Origin of the sequence: Rhizobium sp. S152 (genome assembly GCF_030380735.1) — a bacterium.
In the GTDB taxonomy this organism is placed as follows: domain Bacteria; phylum Pseudomonadota; class Alphaproteobacteria; order Rhizobiales; family Rhizobiaceae; genus Rhizobium.
This window is the reverse complement of record NZ_JAUDRZ010000002.1, coordinates 639,905-657,112: the sequence shown is the minus strand read 5'-3', so window position 1 is coordinate 657,112 and position 17,208 is coordinate 639,905. Positions and strand designations below refer to the sequence as shown.

Annotated in this window: 14 protein-coding genes; 2 read left to right on the top strand and 12 right to left on the bottom strand. The window is 58.4% G+C overall.

All coding sequences use genetic code 11. The features are described 5' to 3' along the window. Positions 1 to 389: 389 nt before the first annotated feature. Genes QTL95_RS04290 through QTL95_RS04265 form a run of 6 tightly spaced genes read right to left on the bottom strand, consistent with a single transcriptional unit; the run spans position 390 to position 5,304 of the window. Complete coding sequence (locus QTL95_RS04290) at positions 390 to 1,115, bottom strand: SDR family oxidoreductase (RefSeq protein WP_289718714.1); 726 nt, start codon at positions 1,113 to 1,115, stop codon at positions 390 to 392. A 23-nt stretch (positions 1,116 to 1,138) separates the two neighbouring features. Then, positions 1,139 to 2,011, bottom strand: coding sequence for a sugar phosphate isomerase/epimerase family protein (locus tag QTL95_RS04285; RefSeq protein ID WP_289718713.1), 873 nt, complete (start codon positions 2,009 to 2,011; stop codon positions 1,139 to 1,141). Then, the gene (locus tag QTL95_RS04280; protein WP_289718712.1) at positions 2,008 to 2,469 is read right to left on the bottom strand and encodes a C-glycoside deglycosidase beta subunit domain-containing protein; all 462 of its coding nucleotides are present in this window, start codon (positions 2,467 to 2,469) and stop codon (positions 2,008 to 2,010) included. The genes QTL95_RS04285 and QTL95_RS04280 overlap by 4 nt, the downstream gene beginning before the upstream one ends. 40 nt (positions 2,470 to 2,509) lie before the next feature. Next, positions 2,510 to 3,265: an ATP-binding cassette domain-containing protein gene (locus QTL95_RS04275; RefSeq protein ID WP_289718711.1), complete on the bottom strand. Its 756-nt coding sequence runs from the start codon at positions 3,263 to 3,265 to the stop codon at positions 2,510 to 2,512. Next, positions 3,262 to 4,278: an ABC transporter permease gene (locus QTL95_RS04270; RefSeq protein ID WP_289718710.1), complete on the bottom strand. Its 1,017-nt coding sequence runs from the start codon at positions 4,276 to 4,278 to the stop codon at positions 3,262 to 3,264. The genes QTL95_RS04275 and QTL95_RS04270 overlap by 4 nt, the downstream gene beginning before the upstream one ends. Positions 4,279 to 4,329: 51 nt before the next feature. Beyond that, entirely contained in the window at positions 4,330 to 5,304 is a 975-nt protein-coding gene (locus tag QTL95_RS04265) for a sugar ABC transporter substrate-binding protein (RefSeq protein WP_289718709.1), read from the bottom strand. A gap of 135 nt (positions 5,305 to 5,439) precedes the next feature. Between QTL95_RS04265 and QTL95_RS04260 the strand changes: the two genes are divergently transcribed. Further along, on the top strand, positions 5,440 to 6,696 hold the full coding sequence (locus tag QTL95_RS04260) for an ROK family protein (RefSeq protein WP_289718708.1): 1,257 nt from the start codon (positions 5,440 to 5,442) through the stop codon (positions 6,694 to 6,696). Positions 6,697 to 6,932: 236 nt separating this feature from the next. Here the strand turns inward: QTL95_RS04260 and QTL95_RS04255 are convergent, their stop codons facing one another. Then, a complete protein-coding gene (locus QTL95_RS04255) occupies positions 6,933 to 7,712 on the bottom strand; it encodes an IclR family transcriptional regulator (RefSeq protein WP_289718707.1) in 780 nt (259 codons plus the stop codon). Between the two features lie 147 nt (positions 7,713 to 7,859). On the opposite strand from QTL95_RS04255, the gene QTL95_RS04250 reads away from it, so the two are divergent. Further along, the gene (locus tag QTL95_RS04250) at positions 7,860 to 8,978 is read left to right on the top strand and encodes a LacI family DNA-binding transcriptional regulator (protein WP_289718706.1); all 1,119 of its coding nucleotides are present in this window, start codon (positions 7,860 to 7,862) and stop codon (positions 8,976 to 8,978) included. Between the two features lie 3 nt (positions 8,979 to 8,981). Here QTL95_RS04250 and QTL95_RS04245 read toward each other — a convergent pair whose 3' ends face one another. The 5 genes from QTL95_RS04245 to QTL95_RS04225 all read right to left on the bottom strand — a co-directional run bounded on the left by QTL95_RS04245 (position 8,982) and on the right by QTL95_RS04225 (position 16,980). Continuing rightward, entirely contained in the window at positions 8,982 to 10,847 is a 1,866-nt protein-coding gene (locus QTL95_RS04245) for an ABC transporter ATP-binding protein (RefSeq protein ID WP_289718808.1), read from the bottom strand. Positions 10,848 to 10,860: 13 nt separating this feature from the next. Further along, on the bottom strand, positions 10,861 to 11,745 hold the full coding sequence (locus QTL95_RS04240; RefSeq protein WP_289718705.1) for an ABC transporter permease: 885 nt from the start codon (positions 11,743 to 11,745) through the stop codon (positions 10,861 to 10,863). Further along, positions 11,745 to 12,680, bottom strand: a complete 936-nt coding sequence (locus tag QTL95_RS04235) for an ABC transporter permease (RefSeq protein WP_289718704.1) — start codon at positions 12,678 to 12,680, stop codon at positions 11,745 to 11,747. Before QTL95_RS04235 ends, QTL95_RS04240 begins: the two co-directional genes overlap by 1 nt. Further along, a complete protein-coding gene (locus QTL95_RS04230; RefSeq protein WP_289718703.1) occupies positions 12,677 to 15,286 on the bottom strand; it encodes a hypothetical protein in 2,610 nt (869 codons plus the stop codon). The genes QTL95_RS04235 and QTL95_RS04230 overlap by 4 nt, the downstream gene beginning before the upstream one ends. A gap of 74 nt (positions 15,287 to 15,360) precedes the next feature. Next, on the bottom strand, positions 15,361 to 16,980 hold the full coding sequence (locus QTL95_RS04225) for an ABC transporter substrate-binding protein (RefSeq protein WP_289718702.1): 1,620 nt from the start codon (positions 16,978 to 16,980) through the stop codon (positions 15,361 to 15,363). Between the last annotated feature and the right edge of the window lie 228 nt (positions 16,981 to 17,208).

Sequence of the window (17,208 nt, the reverse complement as noted above, 5' to 3'; positions counted from 1 at the left end):
CTGAACGCAACGGGCCGAAGGAGACAGCCTCAGTCAAAGCTCCGCGTTTTGTCGGGGTTTGTTCGATGAAGTCGATTTCAGCTAGAGCAAACCGGCCCCACTTTGCTCAGCGAAAACGCCAAAGTACAAGCGTTACGTCCATATAGCCTTATACGCCGTGAACGGATGTGAACCGAGGACCTGCAATTCCATCGGTGAATTTCAATGGAAATTCCGGGCTTTCACCTTCAGCGTGTGGATCGAGCTGTGACGCAGGGTTCGAATCCCTGCCCCGACTACCAAGGGTTCTCCAACTCGCTGTCGCGATGGCGGACCCAGGTGCAGTTGCTGATCGTTCCACACTAAGACCTCAATGATTATGGATCGGGAGGTGCCGCAACGGCCGAAGTTCAGGATATTGAAAGCCCGCCATCAACTGGCATTGACGTGCCTGAAATCATGGCTGCCTCGTCGCTCAGAAGAAAGAGGATCGCTTCGGCGACGTCGACAGGGTCGAGAAAGCGCCCCATCGGTATCCTGGCTTTCACCGGATCGGCCTTAGCCGGATCACTCCAGGCAAGCTCTCCCATCGGCGTCAGCGTGACTGTGGGATTGACGCTGTTGACGCGAATTCCTCGCGCGCCCAATTCCGTTGCCATGACGCGTGTAATGGCGTCCAAAGCCGCCTTGGATGCACAATAGGCGACATGGTCCTCGATGCCACGTCGGGCAGCGTCGCTTGAGACGTTGACGATCGCTCCCCTGCATCCGCGTGCCATCCAGTCTCGCGCGACGATTTGGGACAAAAGCAGCGGAGCGAGCGTGTTGACGTCAAGTACGCGACTGAAGTCTTCCACCGACGTTTCGGTCGCCCGCTCGAGATGTGTGATACCAGCGCAGTTTACCAGGAAATCGACCGGAAGAGCCCGGGTGATCCGGTCGGTGATGGAAGTGTGATCCGAGAGGTCTACGCAGATCGTCTCGCAATCCACCTCGCGGCTTAGAGCATCGAGATCCGCCTGTGAGCGACTGAGCGCAACCACTATCGCTCCCCTGCCCGCCAGGACCAGCGCGGTCGCCCGCCCGATACCTTTGCCAGCACCGGTAACAAGCACACGCTTATTTTTCCAGTCCATTTCCCGGTCCTCCGCACTACCCGTCACGAATACGACAGGCGCCGAATCAACTCAACGCAGCGCCGTGTCTCGACAACGCTATCACAATGCGGGTCGATATCCGGGATCCAGCCCTCGAATTCGATGTCGAGGACGTGATCGCGCCCACTTTCGCGCACCGCCGCCATGAGCTGCTCCAGCGGAAAGTGCCAGTCATTGCCCGCATCGTCGAGCCGCAGCAGCTTGGCGTGAATGAGCGGCGCGTATGGCAGGCACTTGCGGAAATCGTCGGGTGACGCCGGCTCGGCGATAACAGTCGTCTCCACATGGCTCAGCGGCAAATCTTCGGTCGCATGCCTCCAGGCCTCGAAGTCCGGGACAATCCGGAGACGATCGGATGCGATCTTGTCGACGAGAGCGAGCGCTGCCTGCGGCGTCTGGAAATTGCCCGTTGTACGGCCAATTTCAAGGCCGATATCGACCTTGTAGTGTTCGGCCACCGGCATCAGTTGCGTGAGAACGTCGATCATCGCAGCATGCGCCAGATCGACATCGGCGTTCGGACCGCCCTCGCCCGGTGGAAGTGTTATGCGCGGGCATCCAAGGATCGATGCGATCCCCAGGTAGTTCCCAATCTGATGAACCGTCTCGTCGACCGACGTCAGACGGACGGCTGCGGGAATGTCGGTGTAGAACCAGATCGATGCAACGGACAGCCCCCTGCTCTCGATCCTGTTTCTCAGTCGTCTGTAGCCGTCGATCGAGGCATAAGGCGGCAGGCGCAGGAAGTCCTCGTTCAGCTCGATCGCGCTCACTCCAATATCGGCCGCGATATCGATGAGGTCATCGAGGGACGCGCCCCTTGTCAATGCGAGCTGCTGCAGCGACCAGAGGCTGCTGGCGATTGTGATGGTCATTGGCAAGTCTCCAGCGTTTCCGTCGATGACAGTGTTGCCGAAACCACCTGCTCGAGAGTCGGCCAGATGTCGTCCCGATCAATAATGTCCGTGTGAACCTGTAGCGAGATGTGGAAATGGCAGCGAACCTCATGTTTGCCCGGATCGACCGGATTGCGCGCGATGTAGAGCTTCGCCTCCTCGCGCATATGCCACCAGATATCCACGATCGTCGGCATGTGCTCGACGCTGATCCACTGTCCGCGAACGACGAAGAACATGTCCTTGCTCGGCACTTCCTCGTCATCGAGGAAGACCTGTAGCCTGCGAATCCACCCAAGCGGGTGGTTGGGGTGCAGGAACTGGTTGAACATGGAGAAGACGACGAAGTTGGTGCCGGGATACCTTCGCACTGCCTCGTTGCCTATGTGTAGACCAAGCATTCCCTCTGGAATGCAATAGTTGGTGCCGGCGGGCATATCCGCTCCTATTGAATAGTATTGTCTTGATCGTGGTCGGTCAGTCCGCGTGCGAACCATCGCCCATGATGATGAGCGAGAGGACCTGCTTGCGCGTCGCCTCTTCGGTCTTGACGTTGCCAACGACCCTGCCCGCCGCCATGACGACGAGGCGGTCGGCAAGTTCGAAGACATCCTCGATGTCGTGGCTGATCAGAATGACGCCCACGCCCCGGGCTTTCAGGCGGTGCACGAGCTCCTTCACCAGCGCTGTCTCTCCCGGTCCGAGCGCGGCGGTCGGCTCGTCCATGATGATGACTTTGGCGTTGAAATAGATCGCGCGCGCGATCGCGATGGACTGCCGCTGGCCACCCGAAAGGTAGCGGACGGGCACCGTGAGGTTCTTGAAGCGCGGATTGACCTGCGCGCAGACCGTCGCCGTCGCGTCCTTCATGGCTTTGCGATCCATCATCCATCCGTACTTGCGGATCTCGCGTCCGAGAAAGAGGTTGCCGACGGCATCGAGGTTGTCGGCAAGCGCCAGATTCTGGTAGATCGTCTCGATCCCATGTGCCTTCGCATCCATGGGGTCGGCGATCGGCGCGGTATCGCCGTTGACTTTAATCTCTCCGCTGTCGGCCACGTAGGCACCGGCGAGGATCTTGATCAATGTCGACTTGCCGGCGCCATTGTGGCCGAGCAGGCCAACGACCTCGCCTCGTCCGACTGTCAGGCTTACATCGTCCACGGCCTGCACACCACCGAAGGCCTTGCTGATGCCACGCATCTCCACAAGCTGGGTATTGGAATGCGTCATTGTGATTTCCCCTGCTTCAGGTTTCGCATGCGGCGGGCATCGAGACGAAGCATGAGCTTCGTCGACTCGACGTCGACGACCAGTGCCATGAGAATGAGAAGACCCTGGACGATGATCTGGTAGTTAGCGTTGACGCCAAGGAGATTGAGACCATTGCTGATCATCCCCAGGATGAGGCAACCGAAAAAGGTGCCGACCATATCGGCCTTGCCGCCGAGAAGCGGCGTTCCCCCGACGACCACCGCGGTAATGACGAGCAGCATCAGGTTGGAGCCGGCCGCGATCTGCGCGGAGGCCGAGCGTGCGGTCAGAAGCACGGCTGCGAGAGCGTAGCACGCGCCAGCCAGCATGTAGACCTTCAGACGCAGCGTCTCGATCTTGATACCTGCAACGCGAACCGCTTCGCTATTGCCGCCGAGCGCGATCACGTGCTGGCCGAAGACCGAACGTGTTGCGACAAGATAGAAGCCCACCGCCACCGGGATCAGCAGGATGACGGGCAGTGGAATACCGATGATGCGGGTCCGCGCGATCGCCAGGAACGCCGGCGGCAGGTTCGACACCGGAATGAGGTTCGAGATGATATAGAGAGCGCCGGTAAAGAGCGCGCCTGTCGCGAGCGTCACGATGAACGGAGGCAGATCGAACCGCGACACCATGAACGCGTTCAACGCACCGCACGCGGCTCCAAGCACGACACCGATCATAATGGCGGCGTAGAACGGCACGCCGAAGTTCACCATCAGTTTCGCCATGACCAGACCGACGAGCGGGATCACGCCGCCAAGAGACAGATCGATCTCGCCCATCGCAAGCACGAGCGTGTAGCCAAGAGCGACCACGGTCATGACGACGATCTGGTCGAAGAGCGACAGAAGGTTTGCTTGCAGCAGGAAGTAAGGCGAAGAGATTGATAGAATTGCCGCCAGAATGACAGCAAACAGAACGGCCTTGTTCGCAAGGAGCAGCCGCCTGCCCGCGGACACGCCGGCCCCGTTGTCGGGAACAGTCATCAGGTTTTCCTCCAGTGGGAGCGCCCGTCGGGACGCTCCCGATTACCTGTTTCAGTTTTTGGTTTTGCTCAGAAAATCCGCGACATTCGATGGATCGATGGCGTAGACGGGGTTCACGTAGAACGTCTTGTCCTTGAAGGTGTTTTCGGCGAGGCCCACGGCGACGTCGATGATCTGGTTCGAGTCCTTCAGGACCGTCCCGACCGTCAGGGTCTGGGTATTGGCCGAAACGCGCTGCACGCCATCATCCGTCAGGTCGTATCCAGTCACCATGACATCGGTACGCCCAGCGGACTGCAGTGCATTCGAAGCGCCGAGCGCCATGATGTCGTTCGCGCAGACAACAAGATTGATATCAGGGTGCGCGAGCAGCCAGTCCTGGGTCAGGTTCTGGGCAGTGGCCGTCAACCAGTTGCCGTAGCCTTCGGCGACGATCTTGATCCTGTCGGGCTGCTGCTTGGACAACTCCTTGACGCTATCGGCGCGGCGCAGCTGCGCCGTCTGCGCGGGCGCGCCATAGACCAGGCCGACATTGAGCACCTTGCCCGGGTTGTCATCCAGATATTTCTTGATCCAGTTGGTGGTCGACTCCGCGTAGCGCACCTCGTCATATGCGTAGAATGCAACGGAATAGACGTCGGGCTCCGGGTCGGATGGCCGCCGATCGATGACTGGAATGCCTGCATCCTTGGCAGCCTGTGCCGCAGGCAGCGAGCCGGCTGCATCGACGGCGCTCAGGATCAGGACGCTGGGAGATTTGATGAGTGCGGTCTGAACATCGGATATCTGTTTGTCGACACTGCTTTGCGCGTCGTAAACGTCGAGCGTGACCTTCACGTCCTTGCGCGACGCATTGATCTCCTCGACTCGGGATTTCATGGCATCGAGGGCCTGGTTCTGAGTCTCGTCGAGCACGTCGACGCTATAGGCGATCGAAATGGTCTTCGCCTCCTGAGCTTGCGCTCCAAAGGTCGCGATAGACGCCAGCGCAACCGCCGCGCAAAGTTTCACCGTCAATTGTTTCAAGGGTCTTCCTCCATATAAGCGTCGACCTCATCGACACTTTTACCTCCAACAATCTAACTTATGCATATTAAATGCATAAGTGCAACTGGCGCGATGCAAATGTCTCGTGCTATCGGTGGGGAAACGAGGTGTGCCTTGAACGATCAGATTCCATTTAGCCAGACAGAGGCCGTCCGCGATCTGAGCGCCATCCTCTCTCTCATCAAGTCCGGGCGGGCGGCGACGCGGCCCGACCTGCAACGCGTCTCCGGACTCGGGCGCGGCCTGGTGGCCGAGCGCGTCGCACAGCTCATGACCACGCGCCTGGTGATAGAAGGGGCCGCAGGCGTATCGACCGGAGGAAGGGCACCGAGGCTCCTCGAGCTTAACGCTTCCGTCGGTCTGATCCTCTGCCTGTTCGCGACCTTGGCCGAGGTGCATTTCGCGGTTGCCGACCTCAAAGGCAATATCCTTTCGACGTCGCGAGACGGAGGCGACTTCGCGAGTGGGCCACATGCGCTTGTCGCAAATGCGCACCGCGAATGGAATCGGCAGCTAAAGGCTCTGGGAAAGCGGCCGGACGACGTCTGGGGTGTTGGTGCGGGCATCCCCGCCCATATCAACTCAGCAGCGGGGACATTGATCGATTCACCTTCGCTGCCCTCTCCATGGATCGGATATGCCTTCGGGCAGGAATTGTCCAAGCCCTATGATGTGCCTTTCTGGCTCGATACCGACGACAACCTTCTTGCCTACGGTGAATTGCGAGCGGGAACGATCCCGAAGGACACGACAATGCTCTATCTCGCTGCCGACATGGCGATCGGTTGCGGTATCGTGATCGAGGGCAAGCTCTTTCGCGGGGCTCAAGGTGCTTCGGGCAACATCGGCCACATCCCCGGCTACAATCTCAGCAATGTGGTGTGCCGCTGCGGACGACGTGGCTGCATTGAGGCGCAATATAGCGGCGAGGCGCTCCTGCGCGATACCCGGTCGGGCATTCGGGAGGGGCGAAGCGCCGCGCTGGCCGGAATCGTCGGAGAGAGAGAGCCGACCCTAGCCGATCTCTCAAGTGCCGTGCGGGAGGGCGATCCGCTGGCTGCCGAACTCGTCAGCAATGCCGGCCTCGGTATCGGCCAAGTGCTCGCCGCGACGATCAACATGTTCAATCCGTCCCGCGTGCTCGTGGGCGGTCGCCTTCTCGATACCGGCAACCTCTTTTTCGCCTCACTGAAGGAAGCCGCCTACCGCCATTGCCTGCCCTTCGTCAGCTCCAACCTCCAGATCGCTGCCGTTGACCACGATGGTTCGACGGGGCTGTCCGGCGCCGCCCACATGGCGATCGATCAGATTTTCCTGCCGGAGTTCATGGCGCTTTGGTTCTCGAAAAGCAGCCCCCGGAAACCCTGGTGAGTGGGTAAAGTTGCAACCCGGTGCAGAGCGCATGCTCATGAAGGGATGCGAACCTACGGCACTTTGATCTCCTCGGAAAATGATTCGCAAGCGGGCGAAACTGACAACGTCCTGCAACTTGATATAGGGGAGCGCTGCCACATGAACTCCTGAACAACGACCTCACCCAATTCCAGTCATATTCGCTAAACCGTCGTCTGTACGGTGGCGCAAACACTCAAACCTTAGGAACGAGTTCAGCGATAGACTTTTCCACCCAGTTGGAGGGTAAAATCCGAGGCGACATCCTTCACAAACTGTGCGAGCGAGGAAAGCCGATCGGAGGTTATCCTGCGAGCTGAGCCAGAAACAGATATGGCGCACACCACCTCGTGCCTATCGTTGTAAACCGGAGCAGCTACGCAACGCAGGCCTACGCGGTACTCTTCATCATCCAAGGAGTAGCCTTGGGCTTCGATTCGCCTCAGTTCTCTTCCCAACGCGTCGACGCTGGTGAGCGTTTTCGATGTGATGCGGTTCAACCCCTGTTTTCGGGTTAGCGCGACAACATCATCCGGATGGTAGGAAGCAAGGAACGCTTTGCCCATGCCCGAGGCACTCATTGGGGTACGTGCACCGATGGCAGAGATTGCGTTGGAGCTATCCTTGGCCCTTGCCTGGTCAGCGAGAAGGATCTGACCTTCCTCAACGATGCCGATGTTTGCTGTCTCGCCAGCCTGATCTCGGAGCCGACGCAAAAACGGTGCGGCTGAAGCGACAATGCTGCGGTCCTTGAAGAACGATGATCCAACTGCGTACGCCCCGGCACCGACGAACCAAAGGTTCTCCCCTTTGGAGAATTGAACAAATCGACGCTGCTGGAGTGTAGTCAGCAGACGATGAGCGGTGGTTAGGGAAAGTCCTGTCGTTTTGGACAAGTCTGTCAGGCGGCAGCCACTGTCATAGCTGCCCAACGCCTCCAAGATCATCATAGCCCGATCAACGGACTGGATCCGACCCGAAAGATCTTTATCCATCTCAGCGTCCTCCTCGACACACGATGCACTTCCAGCCTTTAAGGATTGCATGATGGTAGCGCTGCCATTATGGTTCGTCAATGGTGATGATTGACCTTGGATGTTGTTCAGGCTCTAGCTTGAAGTCGGGATGGGTGGAGAATCTAGATGGCGAAGAGACGTTCAAGCTCGAGACCCACAATTTCTGATGTAGCATCGCTTGCCGGTGTTGGGGCAATTACCGTCTCGAGAGCACTACGCGAGCCTCACAAGGTATCTTCAACCCTCCGCAAGGTTATCGACGATGCGATCAAGAAGCTCAATTACGTCCCCGACCTGAATGCGCGCGCACTCGCATCGAAACGAAGCGACGTCGTCGCGGTTCTGGTCCCTTCCCTTACTCAGAGTGTTTTCTCGGACGTGGTCCGCGGCATTTATGACGGCCTTGCAGAAAGCCCGTTGCGGATCGAAGTCGCGAATACGGGCTACAACCCAGAGATCGAGGAGCACTTGGTCTCTCGCATAGTCCGGCATCAGCCTGCGGCGATTATCGTCTCCGGCACCGATCAATCCGCAGCGACGCGACAGATGCTGGAGAACGCCGGGTGCCCAGTCGTCCAGATCATGGACCTCTGCGACAACCCTATCCAACAGATTATCGGCTTCTCGCATGAGCGGGCCGGATATGAGATGACCCGCCATCTGGTGCTGCAGGGATACAAGAGGATTGCGTTCCTGACGGCTTGGCTGAGCGACCGTTCGAGCGGGCGTCTGAATGGGTACAAACGAGCTCTCCAGGAAGCAGGAACTTATGATCCAGCGCTTGTAGTACAGCGCGGCAGCACATCCACCACACCTCCGCCCATTGCCGAACAGGGAGGCAAATCTTTTCTTTCTGCACAGATGGGCAAAGAACTCATGTTTGAGGCAATGGAAAGACACCCGGATCTCGATGCGGTTTTCTGCAACAATGACGTTCTGGCACTAGGCGCGCTTTTCGCATGCCAATCGCTCAACATCGACGTCCCCGGCAAAGTGGGGATCGCAGGTTTCAACGACCTGGACTACATGGAAGCGGCACACCCGCCGTTAAGCAGTGTGCGCATCCACCGTTGGCGCTGCGGTTATGAGGCGATGACCGCGGTTCGCCACCGTCTCGATGGTGCTGAGATCGCCGAAGCCGTTGTCGACATCGGCTTCGATATCATGGAGCGTGAAAGCACTGTCCGCTCGGGGATTGTCACACAATCGGAGGCTACCATGTCGATGGCAGCCTCTGATCGATAATATCTACCGCGCTTCCTCCCACTCCTGCACGAAGTGATCGGCGGTGATGTTTCGGTAGGTTCGCGTTGGCGGAATATAATCGGCTGGCCTGATTGGGCTCCTCAGTTCATCACCCGGCAGTGTGCGAACCATGTTTCTTCGCGCCGGGTCAGGGATCGGCACCGCCGCCATAAGGCGCTTGGTATAGGGATGCTGCGGGTTCGAGAATACCGAGCTCGCAGGTCCCATTTCCACGATCTCACCGAGGTACATGACGGCCACCTTGTGGCTCATGCGCTCCACCACCGCCATGTCGTGCGAGATGAACAGATACGAGAGACCCAGCGTTTCCTGCAGGTCAAGAAGCAGGTTGATGACCTGAGCCTTGATGGAAACGTCCAGCCCGGAAACCGATTCATCTGCGACGATTACTTTCGGCTCCAGAGCAAGTGCGCGGGCGATGCAGATGCGCTGCCTCTGGCCTCCCGAGAATTGCTGAGGATAGCGGTTGGCAACATCCGGTGACAGTCCGACCCTTGTGAGCAGGTCCGCCACCTTTTCCCGGGCCTGCTTTCGCGATCCGAGACCATAGGTGAGATAAGGTTCAGCTATTGCGTCCCCTACCCTCATCCTCGGGTTTAGGCTTGCGAACGGGTCTTGGAAGATCATCTGTATATTGCGACGCGCATAGCGCATCTGCTTCTTGTCGAGCGACGTTATGTCGACGCCGTCGATCGTAACTTTACCGCTTTGCGGTTCAACGAGGCGCATGATAGCGCGGCCCGTTGTCGACTTGCCGCAACCGCTCTCACCGACCAGCGACAGCGTCTCTCCTGCACGAAGGTTGAACGAGACATCTTCGACAGCATGAACCCTGGCACCGGGGCCGCTGAACCATCCCTTTGAAAGGTCGAAGCGTTTCACCAGGTGTTCTACCGACAACACAGGTGGCTTTGAACGATCCACGGTATCCGGTCGGTCGGCGGGCTTCCGAAGAACACCCGTCGCCTTGTCAATCAGCGGAAAATGCTCTGGCTGACCTGAGCCGGACATTGTCCCGAGCCTTGGCACCGCAGCAAGCAATGTCTTCGTATAGGTCTGCTGGGGACGATCGAAGATGTCGGAGGTGACGCCAGTCTCGAGCACCTCACCTCCCAGCATGACGACGGTTCGATCGGCTATCTCCGCGACAACGCCCATGTCGTGAGTGATGAACAGGACACCCATCCCGACGTCGTTTTGCAGTTCCTTGATAAGCTGCAGCGTCTGCGCCTGGATTGTGACATCGAGGGCAGTCGTGGGCTCATCGGCAATCAGAAGCTTTGGTTTGCATACCAGTGCCATCGCAATCATCACGCGTTGGCGCATGCCACCAGATAGGCTTTGAGGCAAATCCCTCGCCCGATCCTTGGCCGCCGGAATGCGCACGCGCTCAAGCATCCGAACGGCCTCGGCCTGGGCTGCAGCGCCGCTCAGTTGACCGTGGATCGTCAACGCCTCTGCAATCTGGTCGCCGATCGGCGATAACGGATTGAGGCTCGTCATCGCCTCCTGGAAAATCATGCCCATTTCCCGGCCACGGACCTGCCGCATCTCGTGCTCTGGAAGACCGAGAAGCTCGCGTCCACCGAGTTTCACGGAGCCCTCGATCCGAGACGATTCCGGGTTCAGCAACCGCATGATCGAAAGCGCGGTCACGCTCTTGCCGGAGCCGGATTCACCCACAACCGCCAAGGTCTCGCGGGGTGCAATCTCAAAACTGATGCCCTTGACGATTGGTGTCCACGAGCGCTCGTTCCTGAACGACGTGCGCAGATCGGTAACCTGCAGTGCCGGTGCGGACGTTTCCGGACGGATGGCGGCCTGTGCGATGTTGATAGATTGAACCATGAAATACTCCGGATCAGTCAGACGTCGAGGGATCGATGGCGTCGCGAATGGCATCGCCGATCAGATTGAAGGACAGGACCACCAGAGTAATCGCGGCCCCTGCGCCGATGATCGGCCAGGAGGAGCCGAATATATTGTTGAGGCCGTCACGAATGATGTTGCCCCAGCTTGGATTCGGCGGCTGCGTACCAATGCCGAGGAAGCTCAGCGACGCCTCAAGGCGGATTGCCGATGCGACCCAGAGCATCATCAAGACGACGATCGGTGCCATGATGTTGGGTATAATGTGCCGGAAAATGATCCAGGGCGTGCTGACACCCATCGATACGGCCGCCTCGACATAGGGCTCATGCTTGACTGAAAGCGTCTGCGCTCTTGCAACGCGGGCGAAGCCTGGCACGAAGGCAACCGTAATCACGACGATGACGTTCCAGAACCCACCACCGAGGACGGCAGCAATCATGATTGCGAGAAGCAATTCGGGAAAGGCAAGGAGCAGATCGATCAAGCGGGAGATGACACGATCGACGACACCGCCGAAGTAGCCCGCGATAACACCAATCGTGGTTCCGACCACTGCCGCGGCGAAAGGCGAAATCAAGCCGAACAGAAGAGAATTCCGCGATCCGTAGATCATGCGGGAAAGCACGTCTCTGCCGAATTGGTCGGTGCCCAGCCAGTTGGTCCAACTCGGCATCTTGTTGACCTTGATGATAGATTGGCTCAGCGGGTCATAGGGAGCGATCCATGGAGCGAACACAGCCACGACGACCAGCGTGCACACGATAGCCGTTGCCACGATCGTGCCCGGGCGCCGGAGGAGGATGGATCTGAGAGCGTGAAACGGGCCTGGTTGCGGCGCCATCAGATGGGAAGACGTTTCCGATACCGTGCTCATCACTGCATCCTTATTCTGGGGTCAACGATGATGTAGAGGATGTCCATCAGCAGGTTGATCAGGACCACGCACATGGCGAGAACAACGATCCCACCCTGGATGATCGCGTAGTCTCGCTCGGCGATCGCGCTGATCAGCAGTTTTCCGATGCCGGGACGGTTGAACACCAACTCGATGGCAACTGAACCAGAGAAGGTCGCCAGCGTGCTGAGACCCAGTCCGGTGGTAAGAGGCAGGAGCGCATTGCGAAGTCCGTGCTTATAGACAATGCGGTTTTCAGTGGCGCCCTTGGCCCGGGCGGTCCTGACGAAATCCTTGCTCAGAACCTCGAGCAGCGCCGTGCGGCTCAGCCGTCCCACGAAGGCCGCCTTGACGAACGCCAGCGTCAGCGCCGGAAGGAAGATGTGATACATCCGGTCGATGAAGCCCTCGCCGCCACCGTTGATTGGAAACCATCCGAGATTGAGGGAGAAGACGATCAAAAGAAGAGCGCCGAGATAGAAGTCGGGAACCGCATAGCCAATCAGGGAAAATCCGCGAACAAAGCTGTCTGGAGCCTTGTTCCGGTTTCTGGCTGCAAACACTCCGAGGGGCAGCCCCGCTGCGACGCCCATGAGCATTGCTGTGAGTGTGAGTTCGAGCGTGTACGGCAGATTATAGAAAATCAGCCCGACGACGTTCTGGTTGTTCATCATCGAAGTTCCAAGGTCGAGCGTGAGCACCCCCTTCAGGAAATTGACGAACTGTAGCCAGAGCGGGGCATTCAGCCCCATCTTCTCTCTGAACAGTGCCAACTGCTCTGGGGTGGCGGCATCTCCAAGTGCAGCGATAGCTGGGTCGCCCGGCAAGATGCGCATGGCGATGAAGACGAGGAGCAGAACGAGGAAGACTGTTGGGATGGCGTCCAGCAGCCTCATGAGGATGTATTTTATCACAGTGACCTCCCGTCACCATTGGCGCGCCGTTGTAGCGAGGTGGCATAGGGTTCGTTCGCAAGATCTGCGGCCAAACCAGGAATGATCTTCGTCTCTCCCCCCGAGGAGTAGCTCACGAAGAACTGCAGGTGATATTTGCTTGCCGTATAGGCACTCGGAATTTCGCCGAGGTAGCTGTCGCCGGACCGCTCCATCGAGACGGTCTCCCACCGTTCAGCCTGATTGACGTGGCGATAGTGGAGGGTGACGGTCGCATCGACCTCTGCCTTGTGGTGAACACGAAGTGGTTCACCTGCGGCGAATTCTTCTGGATACGCGAGGTTCCCCATCTGGCGATGCAGAGCCTTGTGAGCGTTGATTGCTTTGGCGGCGGCTACCGCCGCGTCATTCGCTGGTACGCTCTCCGTCCCGCCGTAGCCTTGCAGCGCGACCAGGTCGAGCAGCTCGGCCTCCATTTCCGGAAGGCGAGAATGCCAGGATCCGCGAAGCCATGACTGAGGACCGTAGGTAATGTCATCGTGATAGAGCCCTTTCGAAACGTTGGAAGCCTGCCTCCAGTGCTCGACAGCCTTCGTCGCATGTTTCACCAGCGGAGCGATCATCCTGGTCGCCTTCGTCGCGATAAACAGTTCCGCCCAGCAGGCGGCGCGGAAGCGCTCTGCGAAGTAGCCTGCGATAGCGCTGAGGATCTTCACATCGGAGACGATCCGCTGGGTCTCGGCACGGTCCCAGCCCATAGCTGAAGACGCGGTGTCTGCGGCTGCGTTGCAACCGGCGGCCATCTCGTCCAACCAGTCGGCAACATCAAGCGGTGAGTATTTTTCCAATGTTTTTCCACTCAAGAGCGCCTCAGCATACTCCCGTGCATTCGCGAAAAGCACCGGATCGAACGTTGGAGCATTCCCGAAGCGAGTTGGTGCATCCATGTCGAAGCCGTAGGCGCGACTTCCCGCAGCGCCTTCGATGAAGCCCAAATTGGTGTAGATCTCCGGCCAATAGTGATTGTTGGAAACAGACGGCCCGTGAGCCAGGGTGATTAGTGGGAGGACGCGGCTCGCCCATGAAAGTCCCTGCTCGCACGCATCTGCAGCCTCACCGCATTCCAGCTCGAGCCAGCGCATCCATCCTTCGCTGGGGCTTTCTGGATTGTACAGCCGTCGTCCCCAGACTCGGTACTGATACTCGTACTTCTTCCAGTCTTGAGCTGTCGGGAGACCCTGTTTTTGATAGCTGAAGCGCTGCCCGGGCACCGCTGTTCCCATGCGCCCCTTGAAACTTTGCGGCTCGCACCACTCCACACCGTCGGATCCCGCGAACATCGAGCTCCTCGAATATCCTGCCGCGAAGGAGGGATCGCCCCATAGCAAGACGCGCTGGGTTCCGGGCCAGATGCGGTAGATGACCATGTAGTCCTTGTCGACGTCCAGAAGATCCCCGTACGAGTAGCGAAGGAACTTACGCGACCCTTCGCTTAGCTTCTCCCTGGCGCTTCTGGCCTGTTCCGGGGGGTATTCGCGATCGCGGATAGCCGACTGATGGTAAGGCAGGCCCATATGCTCTGCCAGATATTTTGGCGAAGCGGCCACTGGCATTCCCGATCGACGCGCGAGATCGATCAGCTTGAAGTCCAGCCCCTTCCCATGCATGTCGATTTCGACCGGCCGACCGCAGGCAGCGACCCCTGAAAACGCCGTCTCCCAGAAACCATACTCGCCCTCTGCAATTCCGCCTTCAACGTGCACGCGGAACGTCAGTCCTGTTATCTGCGGGACTTCCGTCAGGACGTGCGAGATCGCGTCCCTGCAATAAGGCGCAAGGTTCTCGTTTGTGACACCGCGAACCGTGTAGTTGGCATTGGGGACATCATCGAAATCGTAGCGCTGGGTCCAGAGTGCCAGCTGGAACTCCAATCCACGCCTGGCAGCCTCCCGGCCTATGAATTTGAGCATCTCGAGATTGAGTTCGCGCTCATCGGCGGGCAACTCCTTCACATCGACATCGTAGCCCTGAAGAGAGAAGAGGAAAGGATACGGGAAGTAGAAGTAGACGTCTGATATCCACGGGTTGTGATAGGGGTAGTTATAGCCCATCCCAAGCGTGAGCGAGAAACGGTTGAAGCGGTTGGAGGCCAGCATCGACAGGTATTCGCGCCACTGGTTCTTGCTGTAGAACCAAACCTTGTCTTCGTGCTCGGCACAAAAAAGGCGGGCCATCGACCTGACGCGAGCCGTCGGCGTCTCGACCAGCGGGAATGTTCCCGCAAAAAGCTCGCCGCCCTGCGACGTGCGCACCCTGTCTGCGAGTTCTGTCAGAGCGTAGACCAGACCGCGGATGTCTGAGCCCCAGGCAAAGATCTGCTCTCCGCTCTTGATCAATGCAAGGCTCTCGGGCGCCGCGGGCAATGAAAGCCCCTCCCGTGAGGCGACGGACAGTTGGCCAATTTCCGCGACGACATCAGCGCCTACGGCAGCGGTCACGACCTCCGCCCTGACATCATGCAGTTCAAGCGCGCGTACCACCTCGTTGGCCGCCCAAAGGATCGCACCAGCCTCGTCACGCAATCCTAACGGAATGCAGATATTCATGTTCGATGCCAAAATCGACACGGAACTACTCCTCCCAAAATCTGAAAGTTTGGGATTGGCCGCCTCGCCCGGCCAATCCTAACGGCAGTCCTGCGTTAAGCGGAGTGCGCTTGTGACAGAGGCCAGTTGACGTATCCGGACTCCACCTTGAAGCCGAGTTCGAGTTTCGGCGAACGAACGATCATAAAGCCGTTCGTCACCACTGGCATGACAACCGCGTCCTTGAGGACCTGCACGTCCATCTGCTGGACCGCGGCCAACCTCTTGTCCAGGTTAGGCTCGGCCAACGCTTGGTTCAACTGGTCGTCAATGCCGGGCATGACGACACCGTAGTGGCTGTAGTTCGTGCCACCTTTGCCATCGGACTTCACCTCGACCGTCTTCGGCAGATATGTCAGGAAGACTTGGGTCGGCACCGGAGCGAAGGCCGTCGACTGCTGCGTGAGGGTGTTGGTTCCCTGGTTCTGGTCGGCATGGAACGCCGTGTGATCCTTGATATTCAGGTCCATGTTGACGCCGATGCGGCGCAACTGGTCCTGGATCATCAACATCACTGATGAATAGTCTTCCCGCTGTGACGTATCGACCTTGAAGCTGAGGTTGCCATCAAACCCGGCCTCGGCAAGAAGCGCTTTCGCCTTGTCCGGATCGTATTTGTAGGCGACCTCAGCGGGAAGCGTTTCCTCAGTGAACCCCCCTGGGAAGGTCGGGGGATTGAGTCCATAGATACGCTTGCTAACCGGGGCGATAGCCGTGGCAATCTCGTCGCGGTCGATGCCGTAGAACAACGCCTGGCGAACCTTGAGGTCGTCGAAGGGCTTCTTGGTCAGATTGAAATGGATCGTGAACAAGCTACCTGGGCTGACGACATCGAACAACAGAGTTGGGTCGCGCTGCTTCATCGAATCGGCCCAGCCCGGAGCCCGTACGCCTTCAATCATGTGGACGTTGCCGGAAAGCAGAGCAAGAGTGCGTGCCGTCGTGTCGGCAATATACATGCACTGGAGCTTCGGCGTGGCGGCGGGCTTATCCCAGTAGTCGGGGTTAGCCGTCAGTGTTACGCCCTGAGAGGGATCCGACGCGATCGACTCAAGCATGTAGACGCCCGTTCCAATCGGATTGGTCGCCACTTTATCTTCGCCGAGTTCCTCGACGGCTTTCTTGCTGAGGATCGCACCGTCGTAGTCGCTAAGAGCGCCGAGCAGGAACAGCGGATCGGGCGACTTCAGATGGAAGATCGCCTTGTTGGGACCATCCGTATCGACACCCTGGATGTTCTGGAACTTCGGCCGAACACCGCCGACGCGCTTCTCGTCGATGACCCGCTCGAAGGTGAACTTAACGTCTTCAGAGGTGAACTCACCGTAGTTCTTGTGGAACTTGACGCCCTTTCGGAGTTCGACGGTCCATGTCTTTGCGTCTTCTGAACTCGACCATGCCGTCGCAAGACGAGGCTCAAGTTCGTCCTGCTTCGATGGAAAATTCCATCTCGGAAGATCGACGAGCTTGTCATAGATCGCGATGATCGCCCAATTGTCCACGCCTTGAATGGACTTGATCGGATCCATTGTTCGAAGCCCACGGGCTGCGAAGGCAATCTTGATGGTGTCAGTCCCTTGCGCGTGGGCGCGTCCACTCATGACCGCCGTCATGGTCATCGCTGCGGTCAGAGCACTGGCAGTCTTGAGGAAGTCGCGTCGGGTTGATTGATTCATGTGCTTCCCTCCCTTGGGGCATATTCGATCTGCCGGAGCCATAGATTCCTCCTCCGGAATTCGGCAGACGGTAGCGCTGTCACGCCGATGCGCAAGGCTTTTGACGAGAGTTTTTCCGCATCGTGGAAGAGATTTGAAAAATTCCTGATTTTCCTTCCGTATCGCGGAAAGAACGGTCCAGACGTCTGGCGCGCCTGCTCATTTCGAGTAGCTCTCTGCTCGACACCA